The sequence below is a fragment of the Pseudofrankia coriaricola genome, assembly GCF_032027725.1.
Classification (GTDB): Bacteria; Actinomycetota; Actinomycetes; order Frankiales; family Frankiaceae; genus Pseudofrankia.
This window is the reverse complement of the sequence record NZ_JASNFO010000018.1, coordinates 101,662-126,112: the sequence shown is the minus strand read 5'-3', so window position 1 is coordinate 126,112 and position 24,451 is coordinate 101,662. Positions and strand designations below refer to the sequence as shown.

Annotated in this window: 21 protein-coding genes; 4 read left to right on the top strand and 17 right to left on the bottom strand. The window is 72.1% G+C overall.

Annotation, left to right across the window (positions count from 1 at the left end; genetic code table 11):
- Positions 1-23: 23 nt before the first annotated feature.
- Complete coding sequence (locus QOZ89_RS10860; RefSeq protein ID WP_116271799.1) at positions 24-362, bottom strand: hypothetical protein; 339 nt, start codon at positions 360-362, stop codon at positions 24-26.
- An 8-nt stretch (positions 363-370) separates the two neighbouring features.
- On the bottom strand, positions 371-1,243 hold the full coding sequence (locus QOZ89_RS10855) for a hypothetical protein (protein WP_071053132.1): 873 nt from the start codon (positions 1,241-1,243) through the stop codon (positions 371-373).
- A gap of 286 nt (positions 1,244-1,529) precedes the next feature.
- Between QOZ89_RS10855 and QOZ89_RS10850 the strand changes: the two genes are divergently transcribed.
- Entirely contained in the window at positions 1,530-2,966 is a 1,437-nt protein-coding gene (locus QOZ89_RS10850) for an FAD-binding oxidoreductase (protein ID WP_071053131.1), read from the top strand.
- A 153-nt stretch (positions 2,967-3,119) separates the two neighbouring features.
- Here QOZ89_RS10850 and QOZ89_RS10845 read toward each other — a convergent pair whose 3' ends face one another.
- Both QOZ89_RS10845 and QOZ89_RS10840 read right to left on the bottom strand, forming a co-directional pair.
- Positions 3,120-3,569: a hypothetical protein gene (locus tag QOZ89_RS10845; protein ID WP_071053130.1), complete on the bottom strand. Its 450-nt coding sequence runs from the start codon at positions 3,567-3,569 to the stop codon at positions 3,120-3,122.
- Positions 3,566-3,805, bottom strand: a complete 240-nt coding sequence (locus QOZ89_RS10840; protein ID WP_131804180.1) for a hypothetical protein — start codon at positions 3,803-3,805, stop codon at positions 3,566-3,568. Before QOZ89_RS10840 ends, QOZ89_RS10845 begins: the two co-directional genes overlap by 4 nt.
- 115 nt (positions 3,806-3,920) lie before the next feature.
- Between QOZ89_RS10840 and QOZ89_RS10835 the strand changes: the two genes are divergently transcribed.
- Entirely contained in the window at positions 3,921-6,203 is a 2,283-nt protein-coding gene (locus QOZ89_RS10835; RefSeq protein ID WP_312623656.1) for a helix-turn-helix transcriptional regulator, read from the top strand.
- A 33-nt stretch (positions 6,204-6,236) separates the two neighbouring features.
- On the opposite strand, the gene QOZ89_RS10830 is transcribed toward QOZ89_RS10835, so the two are convergent.
- The 7 genes from QOZ89_RS10830 to QOZ89_RS10800 form a co-directional block, all read right to left on the bottom strand.
- Complete coding sequence (locus tag QOZ89_RS10830) at positions 6,237-7,148, bottom strand: ABC transporter permease (protein ID WP_071053127.1); 912 nt, start codon at positions 7,146-7,148, stop codon at positions 6,237-6,239.
- Between the two features lie 94 nt (positions 7,149-7,242).
- The gene (locus QOZ89_RS10825) at positions 7,243-8,472 is read right to left on the bottom strand and encodes an ABC transporter permease (RefSeq protein WP_071053126.1); all 1,230 of its coding nucleotides are present in this window, start codon (positions 8,470-8,472) and stop codon (positions 7,243-7,245) included.
- The gene (locus tag QOZ89_RS10820) at positions 8,469-10,529 is read right to left on the bottom strand and encodes an ABC transporter ATP-binding protein (RefSeq protein WP_071053125.1); all 2,061 of its coding nucleotides are present in this window, start codon (positions 10,527-10,529) and stop codon (positions 8,469-8,471) included. The genes QOZ89_RS10825 and QOZ89_RS10820 overlap by 4 nt, the downstream gene beginning before the upstream one ends.
- Positions 10,530-10,669: 140 nt before the next feature.
- Complete coding sequence (locus QOZ89_RS10815) at positions 10,670-11,755, bottom strand: BMP family ABC transporter substrate-binding protein (RefSeq protein WP_071053124.1); 1,086 nt, start codon at positions 11,753-11,755, stop codon at positions 10,670-10,672.
- 608 nt (positions 11,756-12,363) lie between these two features.
- Complete coding sequence (locus tag QOZ89_RS10810) at positions 12,364-13,053, bottom strand: flavin reductase family protein (protein ID WP_312623654.1); 690 nt, start codon at positions 13,051-13,053, stop codon at positions 12,364-12,366.
- Positions 13,054-13,097: 44 nt separating this feature from the next.
- Positions 13,098-14,183, bottom strand: a complete 1,086-nt coding sequence (locus QOZ89_RS10805; RefSeq protein ID WP_071053122.1) for a TauD/TfdA family dioxygenase — start codon at positions 14,181-14,183, stop codon at positions 13,098-13,100.
- A gap of 196 nt (positions 14,184-14,379) precedes the next feature.
- Positions 14,380-15,813, bottom strand: a complete 1,434-nt coding sequence (locus tag QOZ89_RS10800; RefSeq protein ID WP_071053121.1) for an amidohydrolase family protein — start codon at positions 15,811-15,813, stop codon at positions 14,380-14,382.
- Between the two features lie 370 nt (positions 15,814-16,183).
- Between QOZ89_RS10800 and QOZ89_RS10795 the strand changes: the two genes are divergently transcribed.
- Both QOZ89_RS10795 and QOZ89_RS10790 read left to right on the top strand, forming a co-directional pair.
- Positions 16,184-16,444 carry an antitoxin gene (locus QOZ89_RS10795; protein WP_071053155.1) on the top strand — a complete coding sequence of 87 codons (261 nt, stop codon included), beginning with the start codon at positions 16,184-16,186 and terminating at the stop codon, positions 16,442-16,444.
- On the top strand, positions 16,441-16,869 hold the full coding sequence (locus QOZ89_RS10790; protein ID WP_071053120.1) for a type II toxin-antitoxin system VapC family toxin: 429 nt from the start codon (positions 16,441-16,443) through the stop codon (positions 16,867-16,869). Before QOZ89_RS10795 ends, QOZ89_RS10790 begins: the two co-directional genes overlap by 4 nt.
- 78 nt (positions 16,870-16,947) lie before the next feature.
- On the opposite strand, the gene QOZ89_RS10785 is transcribed toward QOZ89_RS10790, so the two are convergent.
- The 6 genes from QOZ89_RS10785 to QOZ89_RS10760 all read right to left on the bottom strand — a co-directional run bounded on the left by QOZ89_RS10785 (position 16,948) and on the right by QOZ89_RS10760 (position 24,432).
- Positions 16,948-18,171, bottom strand: coding sequence for a hypothetical protein (locus tag QOZ89_RS10785; protein ID WP_071053119.1), 1,224 nt, complete (start codon positions 18,169-18,171; stop codon positions 16,948-16,950).
- Positions 18,168-19,232 (bottom strand): class I SAM-dependent methyltransferase, encoded by a 1,065-nt coding sequence (locus QOZ89_RS10780; protein WP_083419786.1) that lies wholly within the window; start codon positions 19,230-19,232, stop codon positions 18,168-18,170. The genes QOZ89_RS10785 and QOZ89_RS10780 overlap by 4 nt, the downstream gene beginning before the upstream one ends.
- 65 nt (positions 19,233-19,297) lie before the next feature.
- The gene (locus QOZ89_RS10775) at positions 19,298-20,443 is read right to left on the bottom strand and encodes an acetamidase/formamidase family protein (RefSeq protein ID WP_071053117.1); all 1,146 of its coding nucleotides are present in this window, start codon (positions 20,441-20,443) and stop codon (positions 19,298-19,300) included.
- Positions 20,440-21,708, bottom strand: coding sequence for an aromatic ring-hydroxylating oxygenase subunit alpha (locus QOZ89_RS10770; RefSeq protein WP_083419785.1), 1,269 nt, complete (start codon positions 21,706-21,708; stop codon positions 20,440-20,442). Before QOZ89_RS10770 ends, QOZ89_RS10775 begins: the two co-directional genes overlap by 4 nt.
- 81 nt (positions 21,709-21,789) lie before the next feature.
- A complete protein-coding gene (locus QOZ89_RS10765) occupies positions 21,790-23,214 on the bottom strand; it encodes an amidohydrolase family protein (RefSeq protein WP_071053116.1) in 1,425 nt (474 codons plus the stop codon).
- A gap of 3 nt (positions 23,215-23,217) precedes the next feature.
- Positions 23,218-24,432 (bottom strand): acetylserotonin O-methyltransferase, encoded by a 1,215-nt coding sequence (locus QOZ89_RS10760; protein ID WP_241842304.1) that lies wholly within the window; start codon positions 24,430-24,432, stop codon positions 23,218-23,220.
- Between the last annotated feature and the right edge of the window lie 19 nt (positions 24,433-24,451).

The window sequence follows — 24,451 nt, the reverse complement described above, 5'->3', positions numbered from 1 at the left end:
CCCATCCGCAGGGACGCGCCGGATCAGTCGACCTGGACTACGTCCTCGGCAGTCGCCGCCGTGAACGCCCGGTCGAACCACAGATCAAGCTGCACAGGGTCGGTACATGCCAGGATCCGTTCGCGGACCTCGATGGGAACGGCTACGCCGCGCAGCTCCAACAGCCTCAGCAACGAATGCTTCGCGCCCTCGAGGACGCCCCTAACCCAACCCTCGATATATCGGTGGGCCCAACGCTCCGCCCAGCTCTCAGACCACCCCTCACCCCGGCGGCGAGCCTCAGCCCAGCCACAAGCCTCAGCCTGGGCGTAGCGCTCCTGGTAGTCGTCGGTCAACTGCCTCAGATCGATGACCACGGTCATGAAGGCGGTCAGTCGGCCCGTAGGACGTCGGAGGCAGTCGTCGCAGTGACCGCGCGGTGGAACCACAGGTCGAGCTGGTCACTATCAGTACACGCGTTGATCTGCTCACGGATCTCCGCAGGAACCGCGACACCGCGCTCCTCGAGCAACGTCAGCACCGACCGAGCCACGCCTCGAGCCTCGGCTCGGGCGTCGAGCTCGTTGTAGAGGCGGGTTCGGTACCTCCGACCGGGGGCGGTGGTCATGAGGAAGGTCTCCCATCGCTTCTGGGCAGCCTCAGAGAGGCGGCCCTTGATCTCATCATCGTAGAAAAGCCAGGTGGCGGGGTCCAGTTGGGCGAGCGCCGCCAGCATGGCGGGGAACATCTCGTCAACGTTCTTGGCGTCGACGTCGAGGTTGCACAGGTCCGCGAACAGCGCCCGCGCGGGGTGCGCCGCGGCAGCCTCCTCTCTCACCACACGCGGCAGGTCGGCAGGAGTGAAGAACCGCGGCACCGGCCGCACGCCACTGCTCGCCTGAGCAGCGATCTTGTCCCCGTACCAGGCGGCGGTGGCCCGGTCGGGCACGAGGACCAGCAGCGGTGCCGGGACCTTGAACCTCGCCTCCAACTGGCCGACGTAGATCTTCCAAGTGGCCAGTTTGGCGACGTCCCGACCGCGTTGGATCTCGTAGACGAGGGCGTGCACGACCTTGTTGCTCTTGTCGCGGCACACCACCATCGCGTCGCCCTGGTAGGTACTCGGGCGAACGTTCGGGTCGACGAGCTCCGCGTGGTCGAAGGCGGGCGCGACGTCTCCAAGCACTTCGGTCTGCACCCAGGCAGGCAGAGACGGGTCGAGACGGACCAGGTCCAGTGGCGTCTCGTGCTCGTTTGTGGGCATACCGTGACAATACCTGTCGGGTCAGACAGTCCCCCTGTCGGGTCCGACAGCCCCTCTCCGAGCGCATCGCCCGCATGCACCGCCTCGGTCCGACTCTCGCCAGAAGGCCGTGAACCAGACCGCGCCACACCCTCTGCCCGGCGCAGCGCAGCGCAGCGCAGCGACGCATGGTTGTCCTGCCGGCACACTTTGCAACGACCCGGTTGTAGCGCGACCCTGGAGGGCGAGTTGCGCAGACCGGTGCCGACCGGTGGACACCGGCGAGCACGAGGGGGAGGAGCGCTCCATGCCAGCACAGGTGCTCACGCTGGGAGGCGAGCGGCAGACACTCTCGGACGAGACGGTCGGGGAGATCCGCGCAATCTTCCGGGGAACGGTTCTGACGTCGGACGACGTCGGGTACGACGAGGCGCGGGTCATCCAGAACGCCATGCTCGACCGCAGACCAGGTCTCATCGTCCGGTGCACCGGGACCGCCGACGTCGTCGACGCCGTCAAGCTTGCCACGGAGCGAAACCTCCTCGTTGCCGTCCGAGGCGGCGGCCACAGTATCGCTGGAACCTGCACGGCCGACGACGGTTTGATGATCGACCTGTCGGCGATGCGGGGTGTCTGGGTGGACCCGGAACAGCGGCGTGTGCGGGTTGCGGGCGGTGCGACCTGGGGCGACGTCGACCGCGAGACGCAGTTGCATGGGCTCGCGGTACCTGGCGGGGTCGTGTCGACCACGGGTGTGGCTGGACTTACGCTCGGTGGCGGAATCGGCTGGCTGCACCGCAAGTACGGGCTGGCCTGCGATGCGCTGCGCGCGGCCGAAGTCGTGACAGCCCGTGGCGACATTGTGCGATGCAGCGCGTCCGAGCACGAGGACCTGTTCTGGGCGCTGCGCGGCGGCGGGGGGAACTTCGGCGTGGTGGTGTCCTTCGAGTTCGAGGCCTATCCGCTCGGTCCGGTCGTCTGGAACGGCATGGTCGTCTACCCGATCGACGCCGCCGCCGAGGTACTCCCGCGCTGGCGGGACTGGACGTCCACCGTCCCCGACGAGGTCACCAGCCGCGCCTTGTTCTGGTCGTTGCCGGCGGTGCCGGAATTCCCGCCCGCCGTCCACAACCGCGATGTATTCATCACGGCCGCCTTGTACGCGGGCGACCCGAACGAGGGCCGACGGGCGTGCCGGGAGCTTGCCGATTTCGGCAGGCCGCTCGCCGACATGAGCACGGCCCTGTCGTACCGGACGGCGCAGTCGGCCCTCGACCCCCTCTTTCCGAAGGGCGGGTTGCAGAGCTACTGGAAGTCCGTCTACCTGGACCAGTTCGACGAGGACGCGACCGCGTTCGTGATCCGCCTCGGTCAGGACCGCCCGCACCCGAAGACCTTGGTGCACACACCTCTCATGGGCGGCGCCATGTCGCGGGTCGGGGCGACGGAAACCGCGTTCGGTGATCGCAGTGCCCGGTACATACTGAGCCTTGACGGAAACTGGCTGGACCCAGCCGACAACGATGCGAACATCCGCTGGGTGCGTGACGCCTACGAGGAGGCAGTCACGCTGCAGGCCGCGTCGGGCACCTACCTCAACTTCGGCGGCGACGCCGATCTCAACGACGCTGACCGGGCACGAGCCTGGGGACGCAACGTCGAACGCCTTCGGCAGGTCAAGCGCGGCTATGACCCGGAAAACCGCTTCCGACTCAACCCCAACATCCCTCCCGCCGAGAGCTGAGCCGACGCCTTGGGATGATGGCGGCCCGGTCATACGACATCCGCGGCCGCGCCAGCCGTGGGAGAACGGCTGATCAAGGTGGGCGGGGACACGGTCCCGAGCGGAGCGGGCTGCGCCGCGGACTCGCCGACTGGGACGGGGCACCGGCGCGGGCTAGCGCCACCGGTCGGCACGCCGGGCCAGGTAGTTCGAGTAAACGTATCGCCACGGAATGACGGCCAGGATGATGACGACCCAGAGGACCTCGTTGGTCAACTCGCGGGTGCCCGGGTCCATCCGATGGTTCAGCCAGAGCGGCAGCGCGACGACGGCGAGCCAGATTATTTTCCAGGTCACCTCGAACAGCAGGATCGGCAGCATCCGTATCGGATACCGCAGTCCGAGCAAAGCGAGGACCGACATCGCCACCAGCATGCAGATGACCACACTGGTCATCAGTGGCCAAGGCTTGTCGTGGTGGAACAGCAGTGGCCATTTGTACACCACCAGGCCGCCGCCGAGAATCAGGTACCCGAGCCGCAGCACGTACAGGCGCCACAGGGGCAGCTCAGCACGCGGTTGAGAGCTGAGATCCGGCGACGCGTCGGTCGTCGCAGTAGTCATCGAATGTCTCCGTCGAATCGTGGTGACGCGGTGGCTGCCGGCGCCGACTGCAGGGTGATGACCTCGTGGCCGCGCAGCGCCTCGAGGAGCGGCTGAAAGCTGCCCGCGACGAGGCAGCGCACGATCGGACCGTCCCGCTCGACGCCGCTGACGCCCGATGCCCGCTCGATCCGCGCCACCGGTGGTGTACCGACAAAGCTGACCTCGACCCGCTGGACCGGAAGCTGCGCTGGCATGTCCGCCACGGTAGGCAGGGCGCCGGGCGCGGCCATCCGTGGCAGTACCGAGCCAGCACTGAATCCGGCTCCATAAGATCAATTCAGTGGCGGCCAGCCATAGTACGTTCGGGGCGTGGCCAAGCCCACCCGGCGATCCGGCAACCTGCCTGCCGAGACGGCGAGTTTCGTCGGCCGCCGAAACGAGCTGGCCGAGGCGAGGAGGAAGCTGACCTCCGCGCGTCTGGTCAGCCTGGTCGGCCCGGGCGGGGTGGGTAAGACGCGGCTGGCGGTCCGTATCGCCACCGACCTCGGGCGCACATTTGCCGGGGGCGCCTGGCTGGTGGAACTCGCCGAGGTGTGGGACCCGGCGCTGGTCAGCAATGCGGTGATGGCCGCACTCGACCTGCGTGACCAGGCCGCGAACGAGCCGGTGGCCCTGCTGCGGTCCTACCTGCGGGAAAAGGAACTGCTGCTGGTGCTCGACAACTGCGAACACCTGCTCGACGCGACCGCGCGGCTGATCGACGACGTACTGCGAGCCGCGCCCGGGGTACGCGTGGTCGCGACCAGCCGGGAACCGCTGTCCGTGGCGGGCGAGCATGTGCTGCCGGTGCCGCCGCTGGATCTGCCGTCGCTTCACGCCGAGTCGCTCGCCCAGACGAGCCAGAACGACGCCGTCCGGCTGTTCGTCGAGCGGGCCGCGGCGGCGGGTAGCTTCCAGCTGACCGAGGCAAACCGGGCCGCTGTGGTCGATGTGTGTCGACGGCTGGACGGGCTGCCGCTCGCCATCGAGCTGGCCGCGGTGCGGACCCGGGCGCTGAGCCCGGACCAGATCCGGGATCGGCTCAGCGACCGGTTCCGTCTGCTCACCGGCGGCGACCGGGCCGCGCTCCCGCGCCACCAGACGCTGCGTACCGCGATCGAGTGGAGCTACGACCTGCTGGCGCCGGCCGAGCGCACGATGCTGATGCGGCTGTGTGTGTTCGCCGGTCGATTCACGCTCGACGACGTCGAAGCCGTCTGCTGCTCCGACGATTTGCCGGCGGCCCATGCGCTGGACCTGCTGTCATCATTGATCGACAAGTCGTTGCTGGGCAGGGAGGATGCCGCCGAGGCCGCCTGCTACCGGTTACACGAAACGATGCGGGAGTATGCGCGGCTCAGGCTGCGCGAGTCCAGCGACGCGGACACCGTGGAGCTGCGCTGCGCCGACTACTATCTGTCCCGGTGTCAGCAGTCCGCCGCGACCGGCCGGTACCGGCTGCTGTCGTCGCTGGCGTGGCTGGACCTGGAGATCGACAACATCCGGGCCGTCCTGCGAACGTGCATCGGCCGCGACGACTTCCCGCGCGCGGTCGGCATGGCGACGGCTCTCATCTGGTACTGGATCACCCGCGCGACCACCGAGGGTGTTCGCTGGCTCGACGAGCTGTTGGCAGGGCCGATGCCGGTCGCCAATCCCTGGACATACTTCACGCGCGGCTTCCTGGGCGTCCTGCAGAATGATCCGGACGCGGCGACGCGCGCGCTCGATCGTGGTGTGATGGTGGCCCGCGCGGGCGGACTGGCGGACGCGCTGGCGCAGACCCTCGCCATGGCATCGATCGCGGCAACCATGAGCGGCGACCGGGCGTCCGCGCAACGACGTCTCGACGAAGCCCGGACCATCGCCGGCGGGCTGGGCGATCTGGGCGCCACGCTCATGACCTACCAGGCCCAGGCACTCAACGGCCTCGTCGATGGCGACCTCGGCGCGGTCACGACGGCGGCCGCCGAAGGCGCCCGGCTCAGCCGCGAGGCGGGCGACCTCTACAGCCTCGGCATGATGCTGATGAACCAGGGCTACGCCGCGCTGCGATCGGGCGCCCTACGGGATGCCGACGACTGGCTCACCGAAGGCCTGCGGATCGCCCACCAGATCGACGACCGGGTGGCACAGTGCTACCTCGTCGGCAGCCTCGGATGCTGCGCGGCGGCCAACCGCGAGCCGCGGCTGGCCGCGGAACTCCTCGGCGCGATGGAGAACCTACGCGCCGAGATCGGGGCCACTGTCCACCACCCGGGCCTGGCGCCGGCGCTGACCCAGGCCGCCCGGTCGGCCACCGCGGCGCTCGGCGCGGCCGCGTTCGACTCGGCCTATCAAGCCGGCCGGCAGATGAGCCGGGATGGCGCTGTACGGCTCGCGCTGCGCGAAACCGCCGCGGCACCGGTCGTCGAACCGAACTCAGGCATCCTCAGCCACCGCGAAACCGATGTCGCGCGGCTGGTGACCGAAGGCCTGAGCAACAAGGAGATCGGCGCCCGGCTGTTCATCTCCGAGCGCACGGTGGAAAGTCATGTCCGCAACATCCTGACCAAGCTCGGCTTCACCTCGCGGACCCAGGTCGCCGGCTGGATGACGGCGCAGAACCGGTGACCAAAACCGCCGGAACGCGGATCCGGCGGCGGCTTAGACGATGCCGCGGGTGAAGGGCTTGCCGAGGGCGGCGGGCTGGCGGGTGCGGCGGACGACGAGGACCATCGCGGCCAGCGCCAGCAGATAGGGCGCGGCGATCAGCAGCTGGCTGTTCAGCTTCACGCCGACGGCCGGCAGGGCCAGGCGCATCGCGTCGGCGAGGCCGAACAGGGCGACGCCGAGGATCGTGCCGCGCAGCCGCCAGGCGCCGAAGATGACCGCGGCGATCACCAGGTAGCCGCGGCCAGCCGTCATGTTGTCGTTGAACGAGCCGACCGCGCCGACGGCCAGGTGCGCCCCGCCGAGCCCGGAGAACAGGCCGCACCACAGCAGCGCCTGCCGGCGCCGGATGTTGACCCGGATGCCGGTGACGTCGGCGCCCTGCGGGTTCTCGCCGACGGCGCGTAGCTCCAGGCCCCACCTGGTCCGCTCGACCAGGTACCAGGTCAGCGGGATGAGCCCGAGCAGCAGGTAGACCGGCCAGCGCTGGACGAACAGCGGCTCGCCGATCAGCGGGATGTCCCGCAGGACCGGGATGCTGACCTGGGCGACCTGGTGGCCGGTGAGGTCCATGCTCTCGTTGAAGAAGCTGGTCGCGCCGAGCGCGAGCACGTTGAGGGTGAGCCCGACGACGAAGGTGTTCACAGCGAGCCGGTGTGACGCGTTGCCGTGGACCGCGCCGATGACGAGGCCGGCGATCGCGCCGGCCAGCAGCCCGAGCGTCGCCGAGCCGGTCGCCGACGCGGTCGCCACCGCGGTGAACGCGCCGGTGATCATCATTCCTTCGATGGAGATGTTCATCGTCCCGGCCCGCTCGGCCAGGTACTCGCCGCAGGCCGCGAACCCCAGCGGCGCGGCCAGCCGGATCGCGCTCGACAGGATCGTCGCGCCGTCGTCCAGGATCATCGCCGCTGCCCCTCTCTCCCGTCGCTTCGTTCGCCGCGGCACGCTCTGCGCGCGCAGCATGCGCCGCAAGCACCGCGCCCGCCGCGCCCGCCGGTCACGCGCCGGCCCCGGACGGAGCGGCCTGGGCGGAGGTGGCGGCGGCGGCCTGGCGGCGGCGGTCGGTGGCCGACCGCCACAGGGCCAGCAGCGCCGGCGGCAGTACGAAGGCGAACACGAGCAGCGCCTGGGTGATGTCGATCAGGTAGGCCGGCACGCCGGTGGAGGCGAGCACGCCGCCGCCGGAGCGCAGCGCGCCGAACACCAGCGCGGTGACGACCGCGGCGATCGGGTTGTCCCTGGCGACCAGCGCGACCAGCAGGCCGTCCCAGCCGTAGTTGTCCGACATCCCCGGCTGCAGCCGGTAGACCTCGCCGGTGAGCACCACCCCGCCGGCCAGGCCGGAGAACGCGCCGGACAGCACGAGCGCCAGCCCGCCGAAGGTGGCCTCGCGTACGCCCGCATGCCGAGCGGCGAGAGGGTTGTGGCCGAGCATCCGCAGCTTGAAGCCCCAGCGGCTGCGGGCGAGCAGCACCGCCACGACGATCGCGAGGCCGACCGCGAGGAAGGCGCCGAGGCTGATGGTCAGGCCCGGGTAGTCCCCGAGGGTGGGCAGCCGGAACGACGGGGCGAGCGCGTTGGACTGCGGCGCGACGACCTGCCCGCCAACGCGGGTCTCCTGCAGCAGCCAGGGCTTGCTGACGACGAAGCTGACCAGCTGCTCCGCGATGAAGATCATGAGCAGGGTGCTGACGACGACGTCGACACCGCGCCGGTAGCGCATCACCGCGGGGATCGCGGCCCACAGCGCACCGCCAAGCGCCGAACAGACGAGCGTCAGGGTCAGCACCAGCGCCGGCGGCCCCTGGGTGCGCAGGCCGATGTACGCGCCGACCGAGGCGCCGATCAGCATCTGCCCCTCCTGGCCGATGTTGAACACGCCGGCGCGGCTGCTGATGCAGGAACCGATGGCGACGAGCAGCAGCGGCGTGGCCTCGAGCAGGGTCTGGCTGAACGCGCCCGGCGTGCCGACGCTGCCGTCGAGCATCGAGGAGAACACCTCGCCGGGAGTCCCACCGACGATCGCGACCAGGCCGGCGGTGATGCCGAGCGCGGCGGCGACGGTGAGGACGGTGACGACCGCGACGGCGAGCGGTGAGCTGCCGGAGCGGGTCGGCGCGAGCAGCGCCCTGGCCGCGCGGTCGACGGAGCCCAGCGGGCCGCCGGAGCGGGCGGCGCTGGCGGAGGCGGCCGGGTCCTTGGGGCGGGACGGGGTCTGGACGCTCATCGCCTGCTTCCCGTCGCGCCGGCCTGGATGGTGGATGCCCGCCCGCCGGCCGGGGCCAGCGCGGTCGCCGCGCCTTCCCCGTCGCCGGTGCCGGTGCCGGTGCGGACGGTGGCGTCGACCGAGCCGGTGCCGGTCGAGGCGGGACCCGCCGAGGCGGGGCCGGCGGCGCCGCCGACGAGCAGGCCGAGCCGTTCGGCGTCGGCCTCGTCGGGGGCGAGCTCACCGACCACCCGGCCGGCCGAGATCACCACGATCCGGTGCGACAAGGCCATGACCTCCTCGAGTTCGGTCGACACGAGCAGGACCGCGACCCCGCGGGCGGCGGCGGCCCGCAGCTCGGCGTACATGCCCTCGATCGCGCCGACATCCAGGCCCCGGGTCGGCTGGGCGGCGACCAGCACCGCCGGCCTGCCCGCGAGCTCGCGGGCAAGCACCACCCGCTGCTGGTTGCCGCCGGACAGGGTGCGCAGCGGCGCGTCGAGCGACGAGCAGGAGATCGCGAACCGTTCCGCGAGCTCGGCGGCATGCCGCAGCTGACGGCGCCGGCTGATCAGCAGTTTGCCGCTGACGGGCCCCAGGTCGGTCATCACCAGGTTGTCGGCGACGCTCATGTCCAGCACGACGCCGGAGCGGTGCCGGTCCTCGGGGATCACGCCGACACCGGCGGCGTGCAGCGCGCCGGGCCTGCGCAGGTCAACGGCCTCGCCACCGACGCGCACCTCACCGCGGTCCGGCACGATCAGGCCCGCGAGCACGTCGCCGAGCGCGGACTGCCCGTTGCCCTCGACGCCGTACAGCCCGACGATCTCCCCGGCCCGCAGGCCGAGAGCGAAGCCCTCCAGCAGCGGCGCCCCGCGCAGCGCGCTCACGGTGACGCCGTCCAGTTCGAGCACTGCCGCACTGTCCCGAGCCGCGCGCGCGGCGTCGCGCGTCGCATCGACGGCAGCGGCCTGGGCCGTGGCCGTCTCGGTGACGACGTCGGTGGCCGTCACCTCGCCCGCCGCCGTGGCCCCGCTGGCGGCAGGGTCCTCGCCGCCGACGACCTCGGCACCGGTCTCGCCGTTCTCGCCCGTGCCCAGGATGACCGGGGCCAGGCCGAGCGCGGCGGCCTCCTCGCCGAGCGAGACCTCCCGGCCGACCATCTCGCGGGCCAGGGTGGCCGCGTCCGTGCCGGCGGTCGCCCGGCGGGCGACGACTCTGCCGCGGCGCAGCACGGTGACGCGATCGGTGGCGCCGAGGATCTCGGCCAGCTTGTGGCTGATCAGCACGACGGCCTTCGCCGGCGGGTCGCCGTCGCTGTCGCCGGTGCCGTCACCGGCGACAGCACCGTCCCGCGCCGCGCCGTCGCCGGTGACGGCGCGGCGCAGGACGGCGAACAGGTCCCGGGACTCGGCCAGCGAGAGCACCGACGTCGGCTCGTCGAGCACGATCACGTCCGGGTCCCGGCGCAGGCACTTGATGATCTCGACCCGCTGGCGCTGCCCGGCGGACAGCGAGTCGACCCGGGCGAGCGGGTCGACGGTGATGCCGTAGCGCTCGCCGACGCGGACGACGTCAGCGCAGGCCTCGTCGCGGCGCAGCCGGCCGCGGCGCCCGTGCGGGCCAGCCAGCCAGCCCCCGCGCGTCTCCTGCCCCGCGGCGAGGGCCGGGCCGCCGCCGCGGCCGTCGCCGAGGACGACGTTCTCCCAGACGGTGAGCGCGCCGACCAGGCTGAAGTGCTGGTGGACCATGGCGACGCCGATCCCGGCGGCGACGTGCGGGTCAGCCACGTCGACCGGGACGCCGTCGCGCAGGATCACGCCGCTGTCCGGGCGGACCAGCCCGGACAGCACCTTCATCAGGGTGGACTTGCCGGCGCCGTTCTCGCCGAGCAGCCCGTGGATCTCGCCGCGCCGGACGGCCAGGTCGACGCCGTCGCAGGCGACCACCTGGCCGTACCGCTTCGTGATACCCCGCAGCTCGATAGCCGGGGCAGTCGCGGCCGGCGGAGCTCCTCCCGGACCCGGGGCTCCTCCCCGATCGGCGGCCTCCCAGATCGGCTCGATCGGCTTCGCCAATCGGGCAGGGACCCTGGATCCGGCAGGAACCCTGTCTCCGGTCCGGGAGGTCGGGCTGGGCCGCGCGGACCGCGGGGGCTGCGGGGGCTGTGTCATCGTCGGTTTCCGCTCCGTTCCCAGCGAGCGCTGCTCGGCGGTCCTCAGCTGGCGAGCTTGGCGACCTCGTCGGCCGGGACGATCTCACCCGAGCCGACCTTGGCGATGAAGTCGGCGACGGCCTTGTTCTGCGCGTCCGTGCCCTTGCAGATCTTCACGGTCGGCACGGCGTCCTTGCCCATCTGCCACTTGCGGGTCTGGCCCATCTTCAGGTCGCCCGTGGAGAAGGCCTTGAGCGCGGCGGTGAAGTAGTCGCCCGGGCTGAAGATGACCGACACGGCGAAGTCGGCCGTGGGGTCGCCGCACCGGTCGGTGCCCGGGGTGAGCGAGGGCACACCGTGCTCGGTCGCGACCTTGGCGGCGGCGTCCGTCGCGCCGCCGAGATACGGGTAGAGCATCTGCACGCCCTGGTTGATCTGGGCAAGCGCGGCCTCCTGTCCCTTGGCGGAGTCGTCGAAGTCGCCGGTGTAGGTGGCGACGACGTCCGCGTTCGGGATGACCATGCGGATACCGGCCTTGAACGCCTTGTAGGCGACGACGGAGAAGTCCAGCTCCGGGCCGGTGACGTAGCCGGCCTTGGTGGCGCCCTTGTCCTTCATCAACAGACCGGCGGCGTAGCCGGCGGCCATCAGACTCTCGTTCGCGTCGTCGGTCGAGGTCGAGATGTACTGGGTCTGCTCGACGCCCTGGCCGGCGGCGACGTACCAGTTGGACTTGGCGCAGACGGGCTCGGCGGCGACCGGGATCGCGTCCTTGAGCTCGCTCGCGCCGACCGCGACCAGGTCGACGTTCTGCCGGCACATGTTGCGGGCCGCGGTCGCCGCGTCGGCCGGGTTGAGCTTGTCCTGGGTGATGACCTTCCAGCCCTTCTCGTCGGCGAAGGTCTTGGCGGAGGCGACGAAGCTCTCGTAGTAGCCGTTGTCGTTGGTGTCGCCGGGGCTGAGGATGCCGATGACGACCTTGCCGTCGCCGTTCACGTCGGGCTGCTTCGCCGCGGCGGGGGTACCGCTGGCCGCGGCCGTGGTGGTGTCCGCCGAGTTGTCGCCACAGGCGGAGACCAGGAGCATCGACAGGGCCGCGGCCCCGGCAGCGAGGGCGGCCGTGCGTGGGCGCAGAGACCTAACAGTCACGTCGTACCTTCCGCGAATGAGCTGGTGAAAGATCTTTATGTCGCGGCCTACGACGTTGTAGGGCCGCCTCCGCCGGGATCCGTCGCGCCGTGGAGGTGGATGCAGTTGTCGTTCCGGTGGGTCGGCCCGTGTCGGCATCATCGCCACCCCACGGTGGCTGTGGCGACGTCGAGCGTTGTTCTAACTCCGCGGTGTGTCCGGGTTGTGGCATGGGGATGGCCGATGCTCGCATCTGCGGCCCGTGATCCGACGGGCACAGGTTCGTGACACTGGTCGCTTCCCGACGATCCAGCCGCGGCGCTCGCCACCCGCGGCCGGCTCTCGGCGCCGGGCTCGTGACCGGCCCGCCGGGCGAACCAGCCAACCGGCAAACCGGCCTGCCGGCGGGATCAGCCCGGCGGGTCCGGGCGGGCCTCCACACTGCCCTGAAGGCTAGACGGGCGCGCGTCGCGCTCCCATGTGCCTTGGGCACCAACCGTTCCGGGCGGTCCCGGCCGCCCCCCGGTTCGTTACATGGACCTGTCCCGATCGCCATATGCCGGCAATCTTCGGGCGGGCCGCCGCCGCGGCCGTCGGCCGGGCTCCGTGCCGGCCTGCTCTGGCCGCCGCTACACCGTGCGCGCCGTCGGCATCCGCGCCGCGGGCGGGATCACCTCGGACGGGTCGTAGGGGGTCCGGTCAAGCTCGATCATGGACTCGGGCTGGGCGACCACGAACCAGGGAAAGCCCAGCCGGCCGACGGCGGGGATCTTCGTCGGGTCGATCCGGTGCCCCTGGGCGAGCAGCTCGTCGTCGACGACGACGCAGATCACCTCTGCGAGCACGAGGTGGATGCCGGCGAACGGCTCGTCCGGGTCGCCCCGGTCGATGATCTCGCGGACCCGGCACTCCAGCTGCGCCGGGCTGTCCGCGAGCGACGGCGGCGCGACCCGCTGCGACGGCTTGAGCTTCCAGCCGACGAGGGCGGCCTCGTTCACCCCGGCCGGGTACTCGCGGGCGATCGTCTCAAGGTGCTCGGCGAGCGGGGCGGTGGCGACGTTGATGACGAACTCGCCGCTGGCGGCGAGGTTCGCGAACGTGTCCTTGGGCTGCGGTGTCGCCTCCCGGCGGGTGCCCATCGTGATCGCGACCGTCGGCGGCAGCCCACAGACCGGCATGTAGTAGCTGTACGGCGCGACGTTGACGGCGCCGTCCGCCGACATCGTCGAGATCACCGCGATCGGCCGCGGTACCACCAGCTGCGACAGGATCCCCTGCCGCTGCGCCGGAGTCCGATCGGCAAGGTCGATGACGGGCATGCGTCTCCTTTCTGGTAGGCCCGAGAACTGGTGGGCCCGCGGTCCTAATCGCCCCAGCGCTCGCGGATGGTGGCGGCGTCGGCGATGCGGAAGCGACCGGTGTCGTCGCCGGGGCCGACCTGGCGGGCGTCCGGCGCGGCGACGACGACGTGCTTGCCGAACCTGGGCACCAGCGGCCGGTCGACGTTGCGGCGCAGCCAGATCCGCAGCAGGTGGCGCTGGTGCGCCCGGTCGGGGCCGTTGACGAACTCGGTCCGCGAGTGCAGCGCGGCGTAGTTCAGCAGCCACTGGATGTCGCCGGGCTGGAAGTCCATGTCCAGGGCGACGCCGGGCTCGTAGGTGATCTCCTCGACGAGTGCCAGCAGCTCCTTCTGCGCCGCGGTGAGGGGCGGTACGCCCGGGTAGCGGTGCGCGGACTCGATCATGTCGCCGCCGGCGTACATGCTGAACGTGCCCTGGGTCCAGCTGACGATCGGCGAGGTGTAGGTGTCGGCCGGGGCGTTCGGGTCCTGGCGGCGCCAGTCGTAGTGCCAGGGCTCAAGCAGCAGCGGCGCGAGGTCGGGGCGGCGGGCGAGCACCTCGTTGTAGACGGTCGCGCCGCTGACCAGGCTGGACAGGCCGCCGGCGGCCGGCGGGCGCAGGCACATGAGCGCGACGGCGTCGGAGCTGTCGGAGTGGAACGGCAGCTTGTCGCGGGTCCGCGACGGCAGGCCACCCTCCAGGTACTTCTTGTTCGAGACCCCGACGATGTGGTCGAGGACGTCGCCGAGCAGGTTCTGCCGCATCGGCTCGCCGAGGTGCAGCGCGAGGAGGTAGAAGATCGCGGCGGCCAGGGCGTCGTCGTAGTCATCCATCCGCAGGCCGCGGATCAGCACGAAGCCGCGGCCGGAGTCCAGGTCGGCGCCGAAGACGCGGACCGCGCCGGCGCATACCGGCAGCGGGTACTCGGCGGCGGTGACGAACCGCAGGTCCGGGTCGTCGGCGACGAACCGGCGGCCGGCCTCCTCCAGCTCGGCGACCTGGTCGCCGCTCAGCCGGAAGATCCACTCGTCGGTCCTGGACAGCTGGTCGCCGCGCCAGACGAACGGCCCCCGGACCGGTTCCAGCGTCGGCGAGGTCGTGGTGCTCATGGGTCGGTCATTCCCTTCCACGGGCGAGGGTTTGGGCGAAGACCTGCGGAGATACCCGACCGAGGCTTCTCGATCACGAGACTCTCCGCATCGCGAGTAGCCGAGGAGTAGTACGCGGGCGCCGCTGCCCGGCCGACCTGAGCGAGGCCGCGCATGCGTCCGCGCCGGGCACGCGTCCGGGCGGGCATGCGGCGGGCTACTCGCCGGCGGCGAGCGGCCAGGAACGGGGGATCTCGATGCCGGCGCGGGAGAGCAGGGACGCGGAGCGCTCCCGCGCCCACGCCCACAGCTCACCCTCGTCGACGGTGGTCACATGGCCGTCACGGACGACCGGGCGGCCGGCGACGAGCACGTCGCGGACGGTGTGGGTCGGCGCGTTCCAGACGAGCTGGCGGGCATGCTCGCCGAGCGGCACCCAGGCCGGGTCGTCGGTACGGAAGACGACGAGGTCGGCCTGCCTGCCCTCGACGAGGGCACCGGTCACCTCGCCGAGCCCGATCGCCTCCGCGCCGCCGACGGTGGCTACCTCGAACGCCTCGTGCGCGCGCAGCGGCGGCACGCCATCGACCGGTGCGTCCTGGGACAGGCCCGCGAGCAGCCGGGCGGCGCCCAGCACGTCGACCCGGTCGCCGGCGTTGTGCGCGTCGCAGCCGAGCGCGAGCCGCCCGCCGGACCGCAGGAACGGCACGTGCCGCCCGGCCCTGGTCAGGCCCTGGCCCAGGCGCAGGTAGGCCCACGGGCAGCAGGCGACGGCCGTGCCCGTCTCGGCGAGCGTCGCGATCTCGCGTTCGGACATCCAGACGGCGTGGCCGAGCAGCAGCCTCGGCCCGAGGACGCCGAGCTCGGCGAGGTGCTCGGCCGGCCCGCGCCCGCTGCGCTCGGCGTAGGCGTGCCGGTCGTCGACGCTGGGCGCCAGGTGCATCGTGAAGCCGGTGTCCAGCTCCTCGGCGAGCTGGGCGGCCCCGACGAGCAGCTCATCGCTGGCCAGGTAGTGCCCGACGAGCGTCACCCAGCCGGTGACCAGCCCATCCCCGCCCGCGCCGGCCGGCGGGAACGCGCGGATCACCTCGGCCTGGCGGGCGAGCGCCTCGCCGGTCGGCAGCGAGAACGGCACGTCCGGGACATCCCAGCCCCAGGTGCCGAGCGTCGCCCGGATCCCGGCCCGGCGCAGCGCCGCGCCGACCGTCATCGGGTGCGCGACAGTGCCCGGCTCGACGATCGTCGTCACCCCGGCCCGCAGCGCCTCGACCGCGGTCAGCAGCGCCGAGACCTCGTCGTCCTCGGCCTGGTGGGCGGCGTGCAGCGGCACCGCCCACTCGAAGATCGACGCCCGCGCGTCGATGTCATCAGGGATCGCGCTGCGCGCCAGTGGGTCCCCGGTGGTGTGCTGGTGCGCGTCCACCATTCCCGGGGTGACGACGCACCCCGTGGCGTCCAGCTCCGGCGTCCCCGGGAACGCCGCCCTGACGCCGGCGGCGGGCCCCACCATCGCGATCGTCGTCCCGCGCACCGCGACCGCCCCGCCGGCGACGACCCGCCGCCCCGCGTCCATCGTCACGACGTCACCGCCGATGACAAGCAGGTCAGCGCCCGGCGCCCGCGGACTCGGGCTGGTCGGCTCGGCTGTCATAGGCCGGATGCTAGAAACCACTCCCGCGAGCCCCTATGTGCTCGCGCCACAAGGCCGCGCCGGCGTGCTCACCACCAGCCGGACCATCGGGTGGCGATGCTCACAACCAGCGGGGCTCACAACCAGCGGGGCTCGCGGCCGGCGCGGTGGCGCGCTCAGGCTCCGGCCGCGAGCCGGTACGGTTCCGCCTCCGCCAGCCTGGATGCGAGCTGCGCCCTGGTGGTCACCCTAAGCTTGGGGAAGATCCGGTAGAGATGGGCCTCGACGGTCCAGATACTGTCTAACCTGCCACTGTCGGACACGACACGTCAGACCGAACAAGGTCCGGCGCATCTTGACACCTTGATCGTTAGGCATCATGATGACAGACATGCGTACCACCCTGACCCTCGACGACGACGTCGCGCGGCTCGTCGAGGACGCCGTCCACCGCGAGCGGCGTTCGATGAAGAAGGTCATCAACGACGCCCTGCGGCAGGCCTTGGCGCCACGAGACGCCCAGTACGAGCCCTATCGCCTAGTACCGCACGAGTCGGCCATCCGGCCTGGGTTCGACATGACCAGCCTCAGCCGGGTGGCCGACGAGCTCGAAGAGGAAGAGATCCTCGACAAGCTCCACCGCGCCTCGTGATCATCCCTGACGTCAACCTGCTACTGTATGCCGTCTTCACCGGCTATCCACAACACGCACGCGCGCGGGCATGGTGGGAACAGTCGATCAATAGTCACGCCCATATCGGCCTGTCCCACCCCGTTCTCTTCGGATTTCTGCGCATAGCCACGAATCCACGTGTCCACGCGTCCCCTATGGCCATCGAGGCCGCCGCCGGTTACATGCGCGGCTGGCTCGCACAGCCCAACGTGGAACTCTTGCCACCCGGCCCGAACCATCTGGAGACCGTGCTCGGACTGCTCCAGGACATCGGCTCCGCCGGCAACCTCACCACCGACGCCCAGATCGCCGCCTACGCCATCGAGTACCGCGGCGAGCTGTTCACCAACGACACCGATTTCGCGAAATTTCCGCGCCTAAAGTGGAGCAACCCACTGAAATAGGAAAGCCCGGGGCCGACGCGGCCGGTATGGCAACGGAAGTAAGCGGCGTTGGTGACCGCCGCGCCGCCGGGTGCCAGCCTAGGTGTCGTGAGTTGCCGCCGTGGTCAGGTGATGGGCGAGGGCGGCGGCGTGCAAGGTGGTGAGGCGGCCCGTCGTCGGGTCGGCGCCGGTGAGCCCGTCGACGAGCGTGGGCAGGCGGCGGCGCAGCTTCGCCGGCTGGGTGTCCAGCCGGTCGGCCACCGCGTCGAGGGTGCCGTCGGTCTCCAGGTAGGCCGACAGGAGGTCGACGCCGCTCGGGTCGAGGCCGGCGAGCGCCCGTTCCGCGAACGCCCGCAGCTTGGCGGCCGGGACACCCAGCAGGAGGCGTTCCAGGCCCAGCTCGTCGAACAGCAGCGTGGTCCGCTCCTGGTCCGGGGCACGCTCGTGGCTGGTGCGCAGCAAGGCGAGGACGGCGTCCGCCGAACGGAACGAGGCCGCCGTCTCCGCCGGGTCGACCGGGTCGCCGGGGACCGCGGGCCCGGCGGCGGCCAGCACCGCACGCGGCGAGCCGAGCTGGTAGGCGAGGTGGTTGCACAGGCGGGCGAGCTCGGCGGGCACGTCACCGGACAGCAGCGTCCAGGCCCGCTCGCCCTCGCGCAGCACCGGGAAGCCGATCGGCCCCCAGGCCACCGCCCAGGCGCCAGGATCCGTCCCCATGTACTGCAGTACGACTCCGGCGTGAGGGATGCAGACGTCCAGGCCGAAGCTCTCGGCGACCCGGACGAACTCGGCCGCCGGCCGGATCGCGCCGTGCCGGATGTCGTCGATGACGACATCCACCCTCCGCGCGCGGGCCGCCGCGTGTGCTTCCCGCCGGACCGCGACGATCGCCAGCGCGGTTCCGGCCGCCGCGACCAGATGGCAGGCACATGCGTCCGCGCTCTCCTCCGCGACCGCCTCTATGAGCAGGGCGCCGAGGTAGCGGTTACCCATCCGGACCGGATCCCCATGACCGCGCCATCCGTCGCGGCACACGACCGGGGCGTCCGCCCTCCCCAGCGCGTCGCTGAGGACAGGCCCGAGAGCCGGGCCGACCAGGAGCGCGGCCATGGCGACCGCGGTGCTGCCGCGGGCCGCCTGGCCGGCGGCGGGGTCAGAGGCGGTCGGTGCCGAGGCCGCGAGGAGGTTGCCCGTCATGTCGAGGAGGCGGACCGAGCGGCCGACGGCGCAGGCGAGCTGGGCCAGCAGCTCTGGCCATTCGGCCCCGTCGAGGGCGGCCGCGACGAGATCCGCCTCCAGCCGGGCCAGGTCGGGGCCTGTCATGACGGTGGCGCCTGGCCGGGCTCGGTGGCGACGACGACGAGCTGGCCGGGCAGCAGCTGACGGGTCGTCCACGGGACCAGGCCGACCTCGGCGAGCCAGGACAGCAGCGTGGGCAGCTCGACGACCTCGGCCTCGTAGGTGTTGGCGAGGATCGTGAGCGCCATCGACTGCGGCAGGCTGCTCTCCAGGTCGGGCGCGGTGGGCGGCTCGGCGGGGCGGAAGTAGTCGGAGATGACGACGAACCCGCCGGGGCGCAGGGCACCGCGGGCGCGCAGCAGCAACGCCTTGGCGAGGTCGGCCGACTGCAGGCCGATGACGTGGCCGATCATCACGACCGCCGCCTCGCCGATGGGGAGCACCGCGTCCAGGTAGCTGCCGGGGAGCACCTCCAGGCGGTCGGCGACGCCGTGCTCGGCGGCGGCCGCCTCGGCGAACGGGGTGATCGTCGGCAGGTCGACCGCGAGGGCGCGGGCGTGCGGCCAGGCGAGCAGCATGCCGATCGCCCACGGCGCCGCGCCCGCGCCGAGGTCGAGGACGAGCGCGCCGGGGCCGGGGTCGGGCAGCAGCGTGGCGGTGGCCCGGGCGACCGCCTGCTGGGTGGGGGCACTCGCGGCCGCGAGCCGGCCGTAGAACAGGCCGGCGTCGTCCTCGACGGAACGGGTCGGCCGGCCGCGCCGCAACGTCGCCGACAGCTCCGGCCAGGCCGTGCGCGGGCCCGGCGAGTGCCGGACCATCTCGACCATCGACAGCGGCGCGTCGCGCAGCAGGTAGCCGCGCGCCGCCGAGGCCAGCTCGAAGCGCCGGTCGCCGGTCGTCTTCAGCAGCCCGACGCTGACGAGGTAGTCGAGCACGACGGCGAGCCGGCCGGCGGCGACCCCGGTCGCCTCGGCCAGCTCGTCGAGGCGACGTGGCCCGCCGGCCAGCTCCTCGAACACGCCGAGGTCAAGCGCCGCGACCACCAGCCAGTACCGGGTGTAGCCGGTGATGACCTCCCAGACGGGCGTCGGCGGCCCAGCCGGAAACGCCAGCCCACCCGGCTGTGCCGTCCCCTCAGCGGTCATCGCCACCTCCCGTCCGCGCATCGTATGTACTCGCCCCACCGATCCCGCGGCACCGGCGGCTGTCGCTAAAGCGCCGGGAAGTCGCTCTTGCGGATCTTGCAGTGGACTCCCTTGACGTCGTCGACGACCTGGCTGACGGCGAAGTCGGCGGCGGCGGACAGGTAGGCCATCGCGTTCGCGCGGCTCATCCCGACCTTGGTGGACAGGAAGCCGATCGCCGCGCGGGTGGCCTTGCGCATCGCCTCGTCGAGGTCGCGGTCCATGCCGACGGGGATCCAGTACTGGTCGGTCTCGCCGAACGGCTCGCGCAGCGCGCCGATGACCCGGTCGGCATCGAGGCCCCTGAGCACGTCAAGGACGACGGTCGCCCGCAGCGGGGCCTCGAGCGCGGTGAGCGCGACCTCGCCGTCGCCCTGGGCGTAGTGCGGGTCGCCGACGTAGAACAGGCCGCCGTCGACCTGCACGGGCAGGTAGAAGGTGCTGCCGGCGCCGAGCAGGGCGATGTCGTGGTTGCCGCCGTGCGCGCCCGGCGGGACGGAACCCACCGCGGCGGTGGTGTTCGGCGCGACGCCCATGATCCCGAGGAACGGGGCGAGCGGGAACACCGCCTCGGCGTTCGGGAGGCCGGGGTTGCCGAAGGGCAGGACGCCGTAGTCGACGCCGCCGACGCTGCGGGTGCGGGCGAAGGTGAGCACCGAGCCGTAGCGCTCGGGGTGGTCCTTGTCGGCGTCGGGCTGGCGGACGGTGCCCTCGGGAAACTCGCCGGCCAGGCAGCCCAGGCCGTGGCGGTTGCTGATGACGCCGAACGTGGCGCGCAGCTCGAGGCCGACGACGCGCACGCGCAGCACGTCACCGGCCGTGGCGCCGTCGACCTGGATCGGGCCGGTGACGATGTGCGGGCCGGCGTCGAAGCCGTGCTCGATGCCGGACGCGGCGATCGCGACCTGGTCGGCCGGGATCTCCTCGGGCCGCACGCCGTGCGAGCCGAAGTAGGCGACCGGGTCGCGGCCCTGGTCCTCCATGACCCCCTCGTGGCTGACCGTGTCGACGGTGACCGCGGTGCCGGGGGCGACCCGCAGGACGGGCTCGGCCGCCGCGTTCGGCAGGAAGCCCCAGCGGACGGTTTCCGGCGTGGACGCGAGGAAGGCGGCGCCCGTGGCTGGGTTGCTGGTACTGCTGCTGGTACTGCTGCTGCTGACGGTGGTGGTCATGCGGCAACCTCACGGTCGGTCGGGTTGGAAACCGGCGCGAGGGCCGGGGTGTTGGCGCTGGTGCTGGCGCTGGTGCCCATGCTGCTGGACGAGACGCCTCGGCCGCCGCCGGGCCAGTTCTCGGTGTAGCGGCGCACCAGCCACTGGTTGAACTGCTGCTGCGCCTCCTCCAGGTAGGAATACCGGCCGCGCGGGGCGAACCGGCTGGTCAGGCCCCGCTGGACGCCGGTGGTCGCCATGACGTCCTGCGCGACGATGCTGTTCACGCCGGCCTCGGAGAGCTGGAACTTCTCCTCGAAAAGCCGGTCGCGCAGTGCCTCGGGGTGGAAGAGGTAATGCACCTCGACCTCGATGTGGCCGGCGTTCTTCGGCCGGATCAGGAAGTAGAACGCCTGGTCGGGCGCGACGCCGAGGCACAGCGTCGGCGGCACCAGCGCGAACGCCGCCCGCGACCGTTCCTCCTCCGTCAGCCCCGGGAAGATCGGCAGCAACGCCTTCTGCAGCGCGTTGAAACCGCCGTCGGGGAAGAGGAACCCGTTGGTCCGGGCGATCGAGGCGTCGTCCGGCTCGTATGGGAGGAACGACGAGCGGTTGGACGGGCAGAAGTCGTGCACGCCCGCGTGCAGCCGGCTGGCGTGGTAGCCGTCGTTGAAGTTCTCGAACATGACCTTCCAGTTCCACGGCATGGAAGGGCTCTCGAACGACTTGCGGGACACGCACCTGCCGAGCTCGTAGTGGGCGAACAGCTCGTCGAGCTTCGCCAGCCGCGGCGCGAGCGGCTCGGGATTCGTCCGGAGACTGGTGAAGACGAAGCCCTGCCAGGTCTCGACCGGCAGCGACGGCAGGCCCCACTGGGACCGGTCGAAGCCCTCGGTGCGGTCCATCTCGCGGGCGCCGACGAGGCTGCCGTCGAGGCCGTAGGTCCAGTGGTGGTAGGCGCACTTGAACGCCCGGCAGTTGCCCCGGCCCTCGGACACGAGCATGCCGCGGTGCTGGCAGACCGGGGAGAGCACCCGGACAGTGCCGTCCTGGCCGCGGACGAGGGTGAGCCGCTCGCCGATCATCTCGACGTTGACGAAGTCGCCGGGGTTCGGGACGTCGGACTCGCGGCCCAGGCAGAGCCACTCCTGGCCGAAGACGGCCTCCTTCTCGAAGGCGAAGAACTCCTCGTCCGTGTAACAGGTGGCCGGCAGGGTGCTGGCCTGGGACGTGGGCAGGACGGAGGCGGCGAAGGACTCCAGCAGCTGCGGGCTGAGCACCGTCATGGCATCTTCTCGCGTTTCGTCTCCACGCGTTTCGTGCACGCGCGCATCGTGAAATCGTCTACGGGTTCCGTGTCGAGACGGTTAGACCAAGGGCCAGCGGGCCTTGTTGGGGAGGCCCGAGCGGGCGGTGATGGCCTCGCCGGCGGCCTGCGCCTCGGCGTAGAGGCGGTCCTCGTCGATCGCCGTGTGGTGGTAGTGCTCGACGACCCTGCGGCCATCCACCCAGACGCTGTGGACGCCCCGGCCGTCGGCGGACCAGACCAGCTGGTTGGCGACGTTCAGCAGCGGGCGCCACTCGGGCCGGTCGGTGTCGTGCGCGACCAGGTCGGCCTTGCGGCCGGGCTCCAGCACGCCGATCTGGTCGGTGAGGTTCAGGCCGCGCGCACCCGCGAGCGTCGCCATCTCGAAGGCCTGCTCGGCGGGGAACATGGTCGCGTCGCGGCGGGCGTCCTTGAACAGGCCGGCGACCAGGTAGGTCGCCCGCATCAGGTCGGAGTAGTTGGACGCGTTGTTGCCGTCGGTTCCGATGGCGACGTTCACGCCCCTGGCGACCATCTCCGGGAACCTGCCGATCTGGGTGACGCCGTAGGAGACCTTCAGCGCCGTCGTCGGGCAGTGCGCGACGGACGTGCCGGTCTGCGCCATCAGGTCGATCTCGTTGTCGTCGACGTGGACGGCATGCGTCAGGATCACGTTGTCGCCCAGCACGCCGAGGTCGGCCAGATGTTCCATTGGGCGGCGGTTGTAGGTCGCGAGGAAGTACTCCGGGTCCAGATGCGCCGGGGACATGTGGAACGACAGGCCGGTGCCGCGCTCGCGGGCGAGCTCGGCCGCGGCCTTCCACAGGTCGTCGGTGCAGGTGGTGTGGCCGACGAGGATCGGCCAGGCCGACAGCCGCCCGTCCGCGACGCTCGCGAACCGGTCCAGCTCGTCGACCAGGCCCTTGACCGCCTCGTCCGTCGTCTGCCGGTAGACCTCCGGCTCCGGCGGCAGGTCCCACGCCCAGCGGCCGACCCGGCCGCGGATGCCGGTCTCGACCAGCCCGTCGACGACGGCGTCGAGGAACCGGATCGTGCCGGCCTCGAGAAACGTCGTGGTGCCGCTGCGCAGCATCTCCAGCGCCGCGAGCTGGCCGGAGATCCGTTCCTCCCGCTCGGTGTGATGGGAGTACAGCGGGGTGAGCCAGACGAAGACATTCTCGAAGAACGGCGTGTCGTCCGGGACGTAGCCGCGGGTCAGCGGCTCGCCGGTGATGTGGATGTGGGTGTTGACCAGACCGGGGGTGAGCACGAAGCGCCGCCCGTCGACCAGCTCGCGGGCACTGAACGCGGCGAGCACGTCGGCGGTGCGCCCGACAGCAGCGATCGTGTCGCCGTCGATCGCCACCGCGCCGTCCCTGATCACGCGGCGCTCGGCGTCCATCGTGACGACGAGAGCCCCGGAGATGATCGTGTCGACCTGGCGGGGAGCGGCTCCGGCGGCGGACGGGGGCTCTTCGGGCGGCATGCGTTACTCCCGGCTGTCAGACGGTGGAAAGACCGACCCGAGGGGCCGTAGCCCGGGCCGCGGGACAGGCTGGGCGCCGGCCGTGCCGGCCGCCCCAGCCGCGGCGGCGGGGCTGAGGCCGCCGGGCCGGGTCGCGGTGAGCACGGTCTGGCCGGGCAGCGGCATGTAGGTCGCCCCGGGTGTCAGCCCGGCGCCGCGCGCCCAGTTGTGCAGGTCCGCGGCCCGGAACGCGCCCTGGCCGCCGGTGGTCGCCAGGATCGTCAGCGCCATGAGCGTCTCGGTGGTGGCCGCGGACGAGGGCACGTCGGGGCGCGGGTAGTCGGCGACGACGAGGGTCCCGCCGGGCCGCAGCGCGGCGGCGGCACGGGCGACGAGGCGGCGGGCGGCTTTGCGCGGCTCGGTCCGCAGCACGTGGCCAAGGATGACGACATCCGCGCCCCCCACCGGCAGCTCCACCCGGTGGAAGCTGCCCGCGACGACGTCCAGCCGGTCGCCGACGGGGTCCGCGGCCGCCGCCTCCCGGGTGACGTGGACGACCTCGGGCAGCTCGACGGCGAGCCCGCGGGCGTCCGGCCAGGCGTCGAGGAACGCCAGCGCCCATGGGGCCGCGCCGGCGCCCAGGTCGACGACCAGCGCCTGGCGCCCACGCGGGGCCGCGAGCTCGCGCGCGACGGCGGCGGCGGCGACCCGCTGGATCGGCGCCGTGCCGCGCGCGAGGTCCGGGTAGAAGGCGCCAGGGTCGTCCTCCACCCGGGTGCTCGGGGCGCCGCGGCGCAGCGTCTCGGCGAGCTCCGGCCACCGCTCGTGCGGGCCGGGCGCCTCCCGGACCAGCCTCGCCATCGACCGCTGGCCGCCCGCGAGCAGGTAGTTCGCCGCGACGAGGCCCAGGTTGTAGACGAGCCGGCCCGGGCCGGCGGCGTTGTCGGACGACGCGGACGGCGCGGGCGGCGCGGGCGGCGGCTGGGACTCGGCCGTTGCCCCCGCCCCCGGAACGTCGGGGGCGGCGGTGAGCAGTTCCATGGCGACCAGCGCGTCGGCGAGCAGCCCGGCGCGATGGACGTCGACGCCGACGGCCTCGGCCAGCGCCGCCGCGTCGAGCGGCCCGGACGCGAGCGCCTCGAACAGGCCGAGGTCCAGCGCGGCGACGAGCGCCCAGTACCGCCGGAAGCCGTGGATGATCTCCCAGACGGGCGCCGGCGTGGGCGGGGCCGGCGGCATCGCCGGCGGCCGCATCGCT